This is a genomic window from Pseudomonas sp. CAM1A (assembly GCF_047501685.1).
Taxonomy (GTDB): domain Bacteria; phylum Pseudomonadota; class Gammaproteobacteria; order Pseudomonadales; family Pseudomonadaceae; genus Aquipseudomonas.
Genome location: NZ_JBFNXP010000001.1, coordinates 650,308 through 664,608, shown reverse-complemented (window position 1 = coordinate 664,608; position 14,301 = coordinate 650,308). Strand labels below are relative to the sequence as shown.

General features: G+C 64.5%; 9 protein-coding genes. All 9 read right to left on the bottom strand.

Annotated elements, in window-relative coordinates:
• Nucleotides 1-14: 14 nt before the first annotated feature.
• The 9 genes from hcnC to ABZO33_RS03045 all read right to left on the bottom strand — a co-directional run bounded on the left by hcnC (nt 15) and on the right by ABZO33_RS03045 (nt 14,263).
• Nucleotides 15-1,265, bottom strand: coding sequence for a cyanide-forming glycine dehydrogenase subunit HcnC (gene hcnC, locus ABZO33_RS03085; protein ID WP_414534799.1), 1,251 nt, complete (start codon nt 1,263-1,265; stop codon nt 15-17).
• Between the two features lie 2 nt (nt 1,266-1,267).
• Nucleotides 1,268-2,662: a cyanide-forming glycine dehydrogenase subunit HcnB gene (hcnB, locus tag ABZO33_RS03080; protein WP_414534798.1), complete on the bottom strand. Its 1,395-nt coding sequence runs from the start codon at nt 2,660-2,662 to the stop codon at nt 1,268-1,270.
• Nucleotides 2,659-2,973, bottom strand: a complete 315-nt coding sequence (gene hcnA / locus ABZO33_RS03075; RefSeq protein ID WP_414534797.1) for a cyanide-forming glycine dehydrogenase subunit HcnA — start codon at nt 2,971-2,973, stop codon at nt 2,659-2,661. Before hcnA ends, hcnB begins: the two co-directional genes overlap by 4 nt.
• A gap of 212 nt (nt 2,974-3,185) precedes the next feature.
• On the bottom strand, nt 3,186-6,185 hold the full coding sequence (locus ABZO33_RS03070) for an autotransporter domain-containing protein (protein ID WP_414534887.1): 3,000 nt from the start codon (nt 6,183-6,185) through the stop codon (nt 3,186-3,188).
• A gap of 149 nt (nt 6,186-6,334) precedes the next feature.
• On the bottom strand, nt 6,335-9,334 hold the full coding sequence (locus ABZO33_RS03065) for an autotransporter domain-containing protein (protein WP_414534796.1): 3,000 nt from the start codon (nt 9,332-9,334) through the stop codon (nt 6,335-6,337).
• Nucleotides 9,335-9,595: 261 nt separating this feature from the next.
• Nucleotides 9,596-11,431 carry a glutamine--fructose-6-phosphate transaminase (isomerizing) gene (glmS, locus tag ABZO33_RS03060; protein WP_414534795.1) on the bottom strand — a complete coding sequence of 612 codons (1,836 nt, stop codon included), beginning with the start codon at nt 11,429-11,431 and terminating at the stop codon, nt 9,596-9,598.
• Between the two features lie 12 nt (nt 11,432-11,443).
• A complete protein-coding gene (locus ABZO33_RS03055; protein ID WP_046857650.1) occupies nt 11,444-12,211 on the bottom strand; it encodes a DeoR/GlpR family DNA-binding transcription regulator in 768 nt (255 codons plus the stop codon).
• Nucleotides 12,212-12,354: 143 nt separating this feature from the next.
• Nucleotides 12,355-13,722: a bifunctional UDP-N-acetylglucosamine diphosphorylase/glucosamine-1-phosphate N-acetyltransferase GlmU gene (gene glmU / locus ABZO33_RS03050; protein ID WP_414534794.1), complete on the bottom strand. Its 1,368-nt coding sequence runs from the start codon at nt 13,720-13,722 to the stop codon at nt 12,355-12,357.
• A gap of 121 nt (nt 13,723-13,843) precedes the next feature.
• Nucleotides 13,844-14,263, bottom strand: a complete 420-nt coding sequence (locus tag ABZO33_RS03045; protein WP_011536500.1) for a F0F1 ATP synthase subunit epsilon — start codon at nt 14,261-14,263, stop codon at nt 13,844-13,846.
• Nucleotides 14,264-14,301 lie beyond the last annotated feature (38 nt).

The window sequence follows — 14,301 nt, the reverse complement described above, 5'->3', positions numbered from 1 at the left end:
CGGCCCCCTATCCATCAACCATGCGCCAACTTTTTATCCACACCGACGCGGAAGCGCGACGCCAGGAACGGCGTGATATCCAGCGGCAACGCCTCATTGTGGACAACCTTGTCCAGCAACACCCCGGTAATCGCCGACGTCAGAATCCCGGTACGGAAATGTCCACAGGCGTTGAAATACCCTTGGACATTATCCACAGGCCCGAGAATCGGCAGCTCGTCCGGTGACCCAGGCCGCAGGCCGGCCCAGGTGCGCTTGAGGTTCACCTGCGCCAGCTGTGGCACGCAGCGGATCGCCCCCTGCACCAACCCGTTGATCTCCGGGAAGGTATTGGTGACATCAAAGCCCTTCTCCTCGGTGGTACTGCCGATCAGGATCTCACCGTTGTCCTTCTGCGCCATGTAGCAATCGCTGGTGGTGATGCAGCCATCGAGCAGCTTGGGCAGGCGCTCGGTCAGCACGATCTGGCCTTTCACCGGCTTGACCGGGATGCTCTCCCCGGTCGCCCACTCGCTCAGTTCCGCCGCCCAGGCGCCAGCGGCATTGATCAATGTACCGCAATGGAATTCACCAGCCTCGGCGGTGCGCACACCTTTGATCCGTGAGCCTTCATGCAGCACGCCGGTGATGTTCACGTTCGGGTACAGGTCGACGCCGTTCTGTCGCGCCGCCTCCATGAACGCGTCGCCCAGGCGGAACGGGCTGACCTGGTGATCGCAGAGAAACTCCAGCGCGCCATTGGCCTTGAGCGTCACCGCCGGCTCCGAAGCGCGCAGCGCGTCGCGGTCGAGCCAGCGCACCTGGTCGGCCAGGTGCGGGATCTGCTTGACGATGTGCTCGGCGTACAGCTGGTCTTCTTCATCCTGGATGATGTACTTGAGCCCGGTGCGCTCGAACTTGAAGTCCATGCCGTGGCGCTCGATCAGCTCCTGGTGCAGCTGTGGGTAAATAGCGTTGGACTGCAAGGCGAAGTCGAAGAAGCATTCCGGCAGGATGTGCGGCGTGCTCGAATCGACCACCACTGCCGCGCCGTTGGCCTCGCGCTTGCTGCGCGAGGACATCATGCGAAAGAAGATCACCCCGCAACCCAGCCCCACCGATTCACCGATGGCCCACAGGCCGCCGGCCGAGGCGCGGGTGGCGTTGCCCGGGCGCTTGCAATCGATCAGGGCGATCTTCAGGTTCTTGCGCTTGGACAGCTGATAGGCGCAGGACGCGCCGATCACCCCGCCGCCAGCGATGATGATGTCGTAGTGTTTGTTCATGTTCAGGCCTCCGTGCCAAGTTGTTCGAATGCGGAAAACGGGATCGGGTCCACCGGGAAGCGCGGGCGCAGCCAACCCACGTCCTTGCGCCCGGTGGCGCTGCGCAGACGGTCGCTGCAGTAACCGACACACATGCGCCCTTGGCAGTCGCCCATGCTCACCCGGGTGCGCATCTTCAGGCTGGCCATGTCTTGCACACCCTGCTCCAGGGCCAGGTCGATCTGCTCGCGCGTCACGTGTTCGCAACGGCAGATCACCGTGTCGGCCTGTGGCAGTGCCACCTGTGCGGCGCCACGGGCGGTGTAGCGCTCAACCCCGGAACGGAAGCGCTTGATCGCCGCCAGCTTGCCCAGGTAGCGCTCACGGCGCTCGATCGCCTGCTCGGCGTCGAGCTTGCCCATCTGCTGGAGCATCGAAACCGCGGCAATGCGCCCGGTCAGCATGGCCGCCTCGCCGCCACGGATACCGGCCATGTCGCCCGCCAGGTGAATGTTCGGCTGGCTGCTCTGCTGCCACACGTTGCATTCGGCGCGCAGGTAGCCGTCCTCGCTGAAACCATGGGCCAGGCCCAGTTGCTGGCTGAGCTGGGTACGTGGGATGAAGCCATAGCCCACTGCCAGGGTACGTACCTGCTCGCGCTGGACACGGCTCATGTCCGGTTGCCAGTCCTGGGTGTAGGGTGCGACCTCGACTTCCTGCAGCTCACCCTCCCCCGTGGCGCCCACCACGCCCCAGCCATAGTGCATGGGGATGCCGTTGAGCTTCATGTAGGCGAGCATGCTCAGCCCGTCGAGGAACAACTGCGGCTTGTTCATCAGCGCCAGGCTTTCCTTGGCGATGCGGTTGAACGCGCAGGCCTCGTATACCCCCGCCACCTTGGCACCAGCCGCGTGCAGCTGGCAGGCGACCAGTGGCAGCAAAGGCCCGGTACCCGCAATCAGGGTACTGCCCAGTGGCTTGACCACACCGCTCTTGATCTGCAGTTGCAAACCACCGAGCAGGATCACGCCCGGCAAGGTCCAGCCGGGGAACGGCACGTTGCGTTCATGGCAACCGGCGGCCAGCAGCAGGTGGGAATAATCGATCTCGTGCAGGCGCTCGTCGCCATCGAGGACCATCAGCCGCTGGTCGTCACCACCCACCACGCGATGGTTCAGACGCAGGTCGATGCGCTCGGCGCAGGCGGCAAAATCTTCGTGCAGCTTGGTCAGGGCCTTGGTGTAGCGTGGGCCCAGGTAGCCCAGGTCGACGCCGGCGCGCAACGGACCACGATAGACCACGCCACCGGGACGCGAGGCCTCGTCGAACAGCAGGCAATCCACGCCATGTTCGGCCAGCTCGATGGCCGCCCCCATGCCGGCCGAGCCGCCACCGACAATCACAGGACGAAGGCTCATGGGTGGGCCTCCTCTTGCACACGGTTGACCTCGGTCTCGATGCTCATGCCCGGCTTGACGATGGTCTGGCAGGCGCGACGCTTGGGACGACCATCGATCTGCACCAGGCAGCAATGGCAGACGCCCATGCCGCAGTAGGCACCGCTGAGCTGGCCATGGTCGTTACGCGCCAGCTGGCGCAGGCCAACGGCGTTGAGCACGCTGAGTACAGTTTCACCGGCACTGGCGACTGCGGGCAACCCATTGACCAGGAGGGTCATTTCATTGCCTTCCAATGGCTGGATATCGTGCTTTCGTTGCAGCGTCTGCATTTCCTGTCGTCCTTGATGACTGATGGGTCGGGGGACGTTAGGGCAAACTCAGGGAGAAAACATTGATCCATGCCAGACGCTGGTTGTAGAAACGTCCTACAACGACAAACTGCAACGGATTTCACATTGCGCCAAAAAAGCTTACCTGCAGAACTTAAAAGCCCCCGCGAGTGCAGGGGCCTTTTTGACTACAAAACACTAAACCCTTGGTGTCAGAACGCCCAATCCAGGGTCAGGCCGACCCCGTGGCTCTTGTCGCGACTACCCAGCAGTCCGTTGTAGTCCAGGTTGACTCGGGCCTGGCGACTCAGGGCGATCCCCACCCGTGCACCGACCACCGCCGCATCACGATCCAGTGACAGCGCCTGAACCTTGTAGGTATCGCCCTGGCCCGCGAACGCCAGGTGCTGATCGGCCCCGGTGGAGCTCAGGTTGTGCTGCCAGCCCAGTGTGGCGGCAAGCTCCACCGCCTGGCCGCTGGACAACTGCAGTTGCTTGCCGGCCCGCATGCCCAAGGTCGAGAGCCAGGCATCGCGGTTATCCTGCCCACCCTTGAGCGCGGCAGCGCCGCCATGCTCCCTGAAGCTGTCGCTGGCGATGTGCACATAGGCCAGATTGGCGAACGGCTCCAGCACCACGCTCGGCAGTTCGACCTTCCAGGCCGCCTCGCCGAACACCTGGGTGCTCTGGGCATCGCGCTTGCTCTTCTGGCGATCGCTGACCTCGTTGTACTGCAGTTCGCGCTTGGTCTCGATACGGTGCCAGCTGTGGCTGGCGCCCACGCTCAGGCGCAGCTGCTCCAGTTCCTTGCCGGCATAGGCGCCCAAGTGGTAGCTGTCGACGCTGGCCGAGGAATGTCGGCCATCGCCCATGCTCAGCGAGCTGTCGCTGTAGCCGGTGAAGACGCCGACACGGGTGTCCTCGCTCATCTGCCCGTCGATGCCCAGCAGCATGCCGCCAATCGAACTGCTATAGCGCGCATGTCCGGAATCACCGTCGGCCTTGCCCCAGGCGCCCAGGGCCTTGACCCACAGGCCGTTGTCCTGACCTTCCACACCCTGTAACCGGGTCCGCTCGCCCACGGCGTCGCGCAACTGGCGGCTGTCGTTGAGCAGCAAGTTACCCACCGCCGGGTGGATTTCCCCGGACAGTTGATCGAATGCCTGCTGGGCGCTGGCGACATCGGCCGACAACAGCAGGCTCTCGTAGACCGGGTTGCCCGCGCCGAGCCGATCGGCCGCTGCGGCCACCGAACGCTGGTTGGCGGTCAGGCCGACACTGGCGAACGAGGTGGCATTACGCTGCACCGCCAGCCGCACGCCGCTGCCGGTATACGCCAAGCCACCACCGAGGAACAACGCGTTGGACTGCACCTGGGCAAAACTGCCCTGCACGCCGCCTGCGGCATCCAGGATGTCGAACTGCCGCCCCACCAGGCTGGTGGCCTGCTGGGACTGCAGCGAAACGCCAGGGTTCTGCAGGTCCAGGGCCAGGTTCGCGCCGCCCAAGGCTATCTGGCCATCACTGACCAGACGGTCGCTGCCGGTGCTGTCCACCTCTACCGCATAGGTCGAGCCCGGCTGGAAGGTCACGTCGTTACTGACGCGCAAGGTGCCGATGGAATTGCCAGGCGCCACCACGCCGCCACGGCTGACCACCAGCGCGCCGATCCGGCCATTGCCGCCCAGCACACCGCCGTCGTTGACCGTCACCGTCGATTGCAGCGAACCATTGACCGCCAGCCGCCCCTGGTTGACCAGGGTCGGGCCGGAGTAGGTGTTGTTACCGCTGAGCACCAAGGTGCCGATGCCCTGCTTGGTCAAGCCGCCATGCCCGGAGATATCGTTGCTCCACAGGTCCAGCACGCAGCTCAGATCGTTGCAGCGCCTTTCGGTAGGCCTGCCAGCATCCACCAGGGCGCCGACACCCGGCAGATCAGCGACGAACTGGCTCGGGCCGTAGCCGCCGGCGATACGCAACTCCTCGGGAACATCCTGCTCGGTAACCAACATACCGGGGCCGCGGATACCCTTGTCCAGGTTGATCATGCCCCAGCCATACAAGGAGTCGATGCCGGGCGCGCCCATGTCCGTGGCAGTGGTGCGCAGCACGCTGGCGATCTGCGCGCCGCTCATGTACGGGAAGCGCTCCATCAGCACCGCCGCCGCGCCAGCGGCATGGGGCGCAGCCATGGAGGTACCGTTCTTGTTGGCGTAACCCTGGGTCAGATCCTCCAGGCTGGTGCCGCCGATCACCGCGCTATAGATGCGGGTGCCGGGGGCCGATACGCAGAAGCTTGCGGTATAGCCGCAGCGCGAAGAGAACGTGCTGATCACGTACGGGTTGGCGCTACTGGTGTCGGGGTTCTGCTGCAACGCCGCCACGGTCATCCAGTTGGGGGCGATCTCTGGTACGAAATAGCCCAGCCCGGCAATCGCATCGGGGTTGTTCAGGTTGTAGTCGTTGCCGGCGGCGAAGATCGTCAGGACCCCGCTGCGGGCGGCGGCGATCGCGCCGTCATAGGCGCCACCGGGCAAGGTGCCCAGCAGCGGCTGGATCTGCGCGAACTGCGCCCGGGCATCGTCCACGGTGAAATGCGGGAAGTCCGGGTTGCGCCCGCCCTTGGCGAAGCGGTCGGTGATGCCGATGCCCCAGCTGTTGTTGATGATGCGCGCGCCGCTGGCCACCAGGCTGTCCCAGCCGGCCTTGTACACCGCGCCATCGTTGCCCAGGACGATGCCATCCTCGGGGCCGGGGTCGCCGTTGTCGGCGCTGATGATCTGCGCATTGAAGGCCACACCATGCATTTCCACGCCGTCACGGTTGCCGGCGGCGATCCCGCCGACGTGGGTGCCATGGGAGCCGAGCTTGCCATCCGAACCTACCGAAGGGCTGCCGTCGTAGCGGAAGGCATCACCGGCTTTCACCGGAATATAGGGATCGGTGTACTGGCGAATGCCACTGGTGACCAGGGTCACGATCTTGTCCTTGCCAGCGAACTCAGGGTGCGCGGCATACACCGGCTGGTCGAAGATCCCAAGCTTGACCCCCTTGCCGCTGTAACCGGCGGCATAGGCGCTGTCGGCGTGGATCGCCCCCAGCCCCCAATCGGCCTTGAATTCGCTGCTGCGCCAACTGCTGGCGTCGCCGAGCCGGCCACTCTCCACATAGGGCGCGGCCTGGGCCGTGCCCATCAACGCCGCCCAGCCCATCAATACCCGTCCCAGCGGCGCCAGGGCCCAGCCCTGCCCAAGTGCGCTGTCATCCTGTCTGACTCGCTTCACTACGACCTTCCTTAGTTGTATGGATTGAATACCGCGTTGGTCGAACTCCGTATTGCGACAACTGGCGCCACGACGCCTCAGAAACGCCATTGCAGGTTGAGCCCCGCGCCATGCTGTTGTTCACGGCTGGCCAAACGCCCCTGGTAGTCCAGGCTCAGGTCCAGGTCGCGGGTCAGTCCCACCCGTGCCTGGAGCCCGACCAGCGCGGCATCGCGCAAGGCTGGCGCCGTCTCCACCCGGAACGGCAGCTCACTGCCGGCAAAGGCCAGGTGCTCACGGTCCTGGGTTGCGCTCAGCCGGTGCTGCCAGCCTAGGCTTGCCGCCAGTTCCAGGTCCTGTCGCGGGCCCACTTGCCATTTCTGGCGCCCACGCAGGCCCAAGGTGCTTGACCAGGCATCACGCTGCTCGTCGCCCGCCTGCAGCGCCGCGGCATCGCCCTTCTCATGGAAGCCATCACGGTCCAGGTGCTGGTAGGTCAGGTTGGCGAACGGCTCCAGTTGCACCGCCGGCAACGTCAGGCGATAGGCCGCCTCGGCAAACAGCTGCTGGCTGCGGGCATCGATCCGCGCGCGCTGGCGGCCGGACACCTCGGCATAGGCCAAATCGCGGCGAACCTCAGCGCGGTGCCAGCTGTAGCTACCACCCACGCTCAAGCGCAGCTGATCGATGTCGTGGCGGACATAGGCGCCCAAGTGATAGCTGTCGACCGTGGCGCGGGAGTGGCTGCCGCCCATGCCCAGGGAGCTGTCGCTGTAGCCGGCGGCCAAGCCGGCGCGGGTCTGCTCGCCGAAGTCCCGGTCCACACCCAGCAGCATGCCGCCCAGGGAGCTGGTATAGGACTCGCTGCCCTGCACGCCCTCGATACGCCCCCAGCTGCCCATACCTTTGAGCCAGAGCTGGGTCGAGTCTGTCTCGCGCGCCGTCATGCCAGGCGCATTGGCAAGCAGTGCGGCGCCTTGTACACGCTCGCCCAAGGCATCACGCAACACCGAGCCCTGGCTGAGCAGCATCGAGTCCAGCGCCGGGTAGATCTCTCCGGCGAGCTGGCGCAGGCCGTCCCGGGCCTGGTCCGCCGAGGTCGTGAGCAGCAGGCTTTCATACACCGGATTGCCCGGGCCCAGGCGCTCCACGGCGGCGCCGCTGGCGAGCTGGTTGGGCGTGGCGGCGACGCTGTCGAACGTGGCGGCGCTGCGCGTTACGTCCAACTGCACGCCGTTGGCCGAATAGTCGAGCATGGTCCCAAGGAACAGGTAGCCGGGCTGGACCTGGGCGAAGCGCCCATCGACGCCGCCTGCCGCCTGCAGGATGTCGAACTGGCGCCCCACCAGGCTGGTGACCGGGCCACCGGCCAGCAGGTTCGGCCGAGCCTGGGGCAGCAGACTGAGATTGGCGCCAGCGACATTGGCCTGGCCGCCAACGACGAGTCGATCACTGGCCGTGGGCGACAGCTCCACCTGATAGGTCGAACCCGGCTGCAAGGCCAGGTTGCCGGCGACATTCAAGGTACCTATGGAGTTACCCGGGGCCACCACGCCCCCAGCGCTGGCAATCAGGGTACCGACCCGGCCATTGCCGCCCAACGTACCGCCAGCATTGACCGTCACCGCTGATTGCAGGCTACCGTCGACCGCCAGCAAACCGCCATCGACGCGGGTCGGGCCGCGGTAGCTGCTGTCACCCGTGAGCACCAGCCAACCGGCTCCAGACTTGACCAGGCTGCCCTGGTAGACCCGCTGCGCGGCTGCCGTATCACGGGCCATGCCCAGGGCATAGTCGCTGCGATCCTGCTGGCTGGCGCCCGCTGCCAGGCCATCCTCCCAGCCGCGATCCTTGAGGGTTTGCTGCCAGGCCTGGCGTTCCGCGACGTCCTCGGCCTGACGCTGCACCAGCGCCTGGTCGGAGATACCGTTGCTCCAGGTATCGCCCTGCCCACGCTCCAGGTTGACGTTGAACGCCCCCAACAACTGCCCCGGGCCGTGCAAGGCCTGGCCCAGGTCCGGAACGCCCCAGCCCACCCGCTCGCTGGGCGCCTGGGTCGGCGAGCCATCGAGCTGGCGCGAAGTGGTCAGCAGCACTTGCAGGGCCTGCTGGTTGTTCAGGTAGGGATAACGCTCCATGACCACAGCCAAAGCCCCGGTAGCATGGGGCGCGGCCATCGAAGTACCGTTGTAGGTGGCATAGCCGCCACCGGGCACGGTACTGGTAATTGCCGCCCCCGGGGTCGCCAGGCACCAGTACTTGGCGATGCCGCACTGGTTGTATTTCTGCTGGTTGTTCTTGTCCAGGCCCGACACCGCCAGCCAGTGGCCTTCCAGTTCCGGCTGGAAGTACGGCAGCGCCGAGCGCACGCTGGCATTGGCATAACCGCTGTTGCCGGCGCTGAATACATTGATCACACCCCGACGCGCCACATCGCCAGCGGCATCGAGCCAGGTGGCCTGCTGGAAATGCTGGGCGTAGGCCGCGCGCAGGTCGCCGAGGGTCTGGTAGCTGACATCCTTGGGCTGGCTGCCCCAGCTGTTGTTGATCGCCCTCGCCCCGGCATCCACCAGGGCGTCGTAGACCGCCTTGAAATACCGCGGATCGGGATCGGTGCCGAACAGGAACTTGTCATTCTTGTTGGTGTTGCCCACGTATACCTGGGCATTGAAGGCCACGCCGTGCATGCCCACGCCATCACGGGCCGCGCCCATGGTGCCGGTGACATGGGTACCATGGCTGTCGTTGGCGCCATTGAGCACCCCGGACACACTGAACGGAGTACCGTCCAGGTACTGGCCGGTGGCGGTGACCGCGTGGAAACGCCCGGGGCTGGCTTCGGGATGGGCGGGATCGAATCCCGAGTCCAGGGCGCCGATGCTGATCCCGGCACCGGTGAACCCGGCAGCGTAGGCCTGGCTCGCCTGCATGCGCTCCAGGCCCCAGTCTTGCTGGTATTCGACCGAGCGCCAGCTGGCAGGGTCGCCCAGGCGGCCAGTGTCCTGATAGGCCGCCGCAGCCGACAGCGGCAGGCCGGTGGCAAACGCCAGGCACAGCGTGCCCGTCAGCGTCTTGAGCTGATCACATCTCACATCCATGTCGATGACTTCTCTTGTTCTTGTTGTCGGATCGCCCATCCAGGGTCGACCAGTGTGTCGCTGCATCGCTAGGCCGCAAGGCACGGCTTCATCGAGCAGCAGAAGGATATGACGTTTCTCGATTACGCGATGCGCCAGCGCTGCATATCCAATATGCGTTTTTACCTGCTCGGACAGGTTGCGGGGAGGCTTTGAAAGGAAGGAAGACAGCAAAAAGGGAGGGCGCCTGTGCGGCGCCCTCCCTGTGCAACAGCAGTAGCGTTACTCCACCGTCACCGACTTGGCCAGGTTGCGCGGCTGGTCGACGTCGGTGCCCTTGAGCACGGCGACGTAGTACGACAGCAGCTGCAGCGGGATGGTGTAGAGGATCGGCGCCAGCGCATCGTTGATGTGTGGCACGTTGATCACATGAGTGCCTTCGCCATTGCTCATGCCGGCCTGCTCGTCGGCAAAGACCACCAGCTCGCCACCACGGGCGCGAACTTCCTGCAGGTTCGACTTGAGTTTTTCCAGCAGCTCGTTGTTAGGGGCCACGGTCACCACGGGCATATCGTTGTCCACCAACGCCAGCGGACCATGCTTGAGCTCACCGGCCGGGTAGGCTTCGGCGTGAATATAGGAGATTTCCTTGAGCTTGAGCGCACCTTCCATGGCCACCGGGTACTGGGCTCCGCGGCCCAGGAACAGGGTGTGGTGCTTGTCGGCGAACAACTCGGCGATCTTCTCCACCACGCCGTCCATCGCCAGGGCTTCGCTCAGGCGGGCCGGCAGGCGGCGCAGTTCTTCAACCAATTCAGCTTCGACGCCGGCCTGCAGCGTGCCGCGCACCTGGCCCAGGGCCAGGGTCAGCAGCATCAGCGAGACCAGCTGGGTGGTGAAGGCCTTGGTCGAGGCGACGCCAATCTCTGGGCCGGCCAGGGTCAGCAGGGTCAGGTCGGATTCGCGCACCAGCGAGCTGATGCCCTTGTTGCAGATCGCCAGGCTACCCAGGAAGCCCAGTTCCTTGGCATTGCGCAGGGCGGCCAGGGTATCGGCGGTTTCGCCGGACTGCGAGATGGAGACGAACAGGGTGTCCTGCTGCACCACCACCTTGCGGTAGCGGAACTCGCTGGCCACTTCCACCTGGCAGGGGATGCCGGCCAGCTCTTCGAGCCAGTAACGGGCGACCATGCCGGCATGGTAGCTGGTACCGCAGGCGACGATCTGCACGTTGCGCACCTTGGCGAACAACTCGGCGGCCTGGGGGCCGAAAGCCTGGACCATCACGTGGTCCTTGGCCAAGCGGCCTTCGAGGGTGCGCTGCACCACAGTCGGTTGCTCGTGGATCTCCTTGAGCATGAAGTGGCGATAGTTGCCCTTCTCCGCCGCTTCGGCGCCTTCGTGGTACTGCACCGTCTCGCGCTGAACCGGCTGGCCAGCCTGGTCCCAGATCTGTACCTGGTCACGGCGGATCTCGGCGATATCACCCTCTTCCAGGTACATGAAGCGGTCGGTGACCTGGCGCAGGGCCAACTGGTCGGACGCCAGGAAGTTCTCGCCAAGGCCCAGGCCGATCACCAGCGGGCTGCCGCTGCGTGCAGCGACCAGGCGGTCCGGCTGGCTGGCACTGATCACGGCCAGGCCATAGGCGCCATGCAGGCGCTTCACTGCGGCCTTGAGGGCGTCAGTCAGATCCGGGATGGTCTTGAGCAGGTGGTGGATCAGGTGAACGATCACCTCGGTGTCGGTTTGCGAGGTGAACACATAACCCAGCTGCTTGAGCTCTTCGCGCAGGCTTTCGTGGTTTTCGATGATACCGTTGTGCACCACGGCCACGCCATGGCCAGAGAAGTGCGGGTGAGCGTTGCCTTCGGTCGGAGCACCATGGGTGGCCCAACGGGTATGGGCGATGCCCAGTTGGCCGGCCAGCGGGTCGGCGGTTACGGCGCCTTCCAGTTCGCTGACCTTGCCGATGCGGCGGCGACGCTCGAGCGTGCCTTGCTGGGTCAGGACAGCCAGGCCGGCGCTGTCATAACCACGGTATTCCAGACGCTTGAGGCCTTCGATGAGAATGGCTGTGATATTGCGCTCGGCAACGGCACCGACGATTCCACACATATGATGTTGCTCCTAGCTGATAGCGGCGCAGATAAGGGTGATGCCGCGGGCTTGAATCCGGTCGCGTGCCTCGGCGGGCAGGCGATCATCAGTAATCAGGGTGTTCACGCTGCCCCACGGCAGCTCGAGATTGGGGATCTTGCGGCCGACCTTGTCCGACTCGACCATGACGATCACCTCGCGGGCCACTTCGGCCATGACCCGGCTCAACCCAAGCAGTTCGTTGAAGGTGGTGGTGCCACGTTCCAGGTCGATGCCGTCGGCACCGATGAACAGCTGGTCGAAGTCGTATGAGCGTAGTACCTGCTCGGCCACCTGGCCCTGGAAGGACTCCGAGTGCGGGTCCCAGGTACCACCGGTCATCAGCAGCACGGGTTCATGCTCTTGTTCGCTGATCGCCCGGGCCACATTGAGCGAGTTGGTCATCACCACCAGGCCTGGCTGGCGCCCGAGCTGCGGGATCATGGCCGCCGTGGTGCTGCCGCTGTCGATGATGATGCGCGCGTGTTCTCGGATGCGTTCCACCGCCGCACGGGCGATGGCCTGCTTGTAGAGGGACACCGGCTGGACCGTGTCGCCCAGCAGTTCCTGGGGCATGGTCACCGCGCCGCCATAGCGGCGCAACAGCAGGCCGTTGGCTTCCAGCGCGTGCAGATCCTTGCGGATGGTCACTTCGGAGGTTTCGAAACGTTTAGCCAGGGCATCGACACTGACCTCGCCCTGCTCGTTGAGCAAGGCCAGGATATTGTGGCGCCGTTGTGGTGTATTTCGTTTCGACATGTCGATTTAAGTTTCGATTCGAAAGATAAGTGTTGCAATCAAAACCTAAGTCGATCGATTCGTCAAGCCGGGCAGTAACCCGCAAATAAAAAGGCCGACTTATTCACATAAGCCGGCCTTGTGCAAAAGACGCTGTGGATAACTCAGCTCTTCTTGATTTTCTCCGGCCGCTTCCAGCCTTCGATATTGCGCTGGCGTGCACGCGCAACGCCCAACTGTCCGGCTTCAACCGTCTGGGTAATGGTCGAGCCCGCTGCGGTAGTGGCCCCGGCCTGGATTTCCACAGGGGCAACCAGCGAGTTGTTCGAGCCGATGAACACGTCCTCACCCATCACCGTGCGGAACTTGTTGGCACCGTCGTAGTTGCAGGTGATGGTGCCGGCACCGATGTTGCTGCGGGCGCCGATCTCGGCGTCGCCCAGGTAGGTCAGGTGGCCGGCCTTGGCGCCCTCACCCAGGTGGGCGTTCTTCAGCTCGACAAAGTTACCCACATGCGCCTTGGCCTCCAGCACGCTGCCTGGACGCAAGCGGGCGAACGGGCCGGCATCGCTGCCCTCGCCCATCACCGCGCCTTCGATATGGCTGTTGGCCTTGATGACAGCGCCCTTGCGCAGGGTGCTGTCCTTGATCACGCAATTCGGGCCGATCTGCACGTCGTCCTCGATGACTACCCGGCCTTCGAGAATGACGTTGATGTCGATCAGCACATCGCGGCCCACGGTCACCTCACCGCGCACATCGAAGCGCGCCGGATCGCGCAGGGTGACGCCCTGGGCCATCAGGCGACGGCCTTCGCGCAGCTGGTAGTGACGCTCGAGTTCCGACAGTTGGCGACGGTCGTTGGCACCCTGCACTTCCATTGGGTCGTGGGGCTGCTCGGTGGCGACCACCAGGCCATCAGCCACGGCCATGGCGATCACGTCGGTGAGGTAGTACTCACCCTGGGCATTGTTGTTGGACAGCCGGCCCATCCAGTCGGCCAAGCGTGCAGCCGGCATGGCGAGGATACCGGTGTTGCCTTCCTTGATCGCCTTCAGCGCTTCACTGGCGTCCTTGTGCTCGACGATCGCGGACACTTTGCCTGCGGCATCACGCACGATGCGGCCATAACCGGTCGGGTCCTGCAGGGTCACCGTGAGTAGCCCGAGCTGCTGCTCGCTGACGTTGGCCAACAGGCGCTGCAAGGTTTCCACCTCGATCAGCGGCACATCGCCGTAGAGCACCAACACGGTGTCGGCAGTGATTGCCGGCAGCGCCTGGGCCACCGCATGGCCGGTACCCAATTGTTTGTCCTGCAGGACGAAGTTCAGATCGTCGGCCGCCAGGCGTTCGCGCACCAGCTCCGCACCGTGGCCGATAACCACGTGAATACCCTTGGGCTGCAACTGGCGTGCGCTGTGGATAACGTGGCCGAGCATGGAGTTGCCGGCAACCGGGTGCAGCACCTTGGGCAGCGCGGAGCGCATGCGGGTGCCTTGGCCTGCGGCGAGAATGACGATATCGAGGGACATTGACTGGCTACCAATCCTGGGCGGTCAGGGACGTGACCAAAGGGGAAATTCAGAAAAGAAAAAGGGTAGCCGAGGCTACCCTTTAACTCAATCGCAATGGAAGTGACCGGCCAAGGCCAGGTTACTTGCCCTTGCGCAATTGCTGGACAGTACGCAGCTGAGCTGCAGCTTCGGCCAGACGTGCGGCAGCAGCACCGTAGTCGAAGTCCGAGCTTTTCGCGTTCAGCGCGTTCTCAGCAGCCTTGAGGGCTTCCTGAGCCTGAGCTTCGTCCAGGTCGGCAGCGCGCTGCACGGTGTCGGCAAGAACCTTGACCATGTTCGGCTGCACTTCGAGGAAGCCACCGGAGATGTAGAACACCTCACGATCGCCACCTTGCTTGGTCAGCGTGATCGGACCAGGCTTGAGATTGGTGATCAGCGGCGCGTGGCCTGGAGCGATACCCAGATCGCCCAGGTTGCCGTGCGCTACTACCATCTCGACCAGGCCGGAGAAGATCTCTCCTTCCGCGCTGACGATATCGCAATGGACTGTCATAGCCATCTGCTTGCCTCAACCTGATTAGCGCCCCTTGCGGGGCG

What these genes read in the sequence shown, in the direction of transcription:
- glmS (WP_414534795.1), bottom strand. Translation starts at nt 11,431, where the DNA reads ATGTGTGGAATCGTCGGTGCCGTTGCCGAGCGCAATATCACAGCCATT.
- hcnB (WP_414534798.1), bottom strand. Translation starts at nt 2,662, where the DNA reads ATGAGCCTTCGTCCTGTGATTGTCGGTGGCGGCTCGGCCGGCATGGGG.
- ABZO33_RS03055 (WP_046857650.1), bottom strand. Translation starts at nt 12,211, where the DNA reads ATGTCGAAACGAAATACACCACAACGGCGCCACAATATCCTGGCCTTG.
- ABZO33_RS03065 (WP_414534796.1), bottom strand. Translation starts at nt 9,334, where the DNA reads ATGGATGTGAGATGTGATCAGCTCAAGACGCTGACGGGCACGCTGTGC.
- hcnA (WP_414534797.1), bottom strand. Translation starts at nt 2,973, where the DNA reads ATGCAGACGCTGCAACGAAAGCACGATATCCAGCCATTGGAAGGCAAT.
- ABZO33_RS03070 (WP_414534887.1), bottom strand. Translation starts at nt 6,185, where the DNA reads ATGGGCTGGGCGGCGTTGATGGGCACGGCCCAGGCCGCGCCCTATGTG.
- ABZO33_RS03045 (WP_011536500.1), bottom strand. Translation starts at nt 14,263, where the DNA reads ATGGCTATGACAGTCCATTGCGATATCGTCAGCGCGGAAGGAGAGATC.
- glmU (WP_414534794.1), bottom strand. Translation starts at nt 13,722, where the DNA reads ATGTCCCTCGATATCGTCATTCTCGCCGCAGGCCAAGGCACCCGCATG.
- hcnC (WP_414534799.1), bottom strand. Translation starts at nt 1,265, where the DNA reads ATGAACAAACACTACGACATCATCATCGCTGGCGGCGGGGTGATCGGC.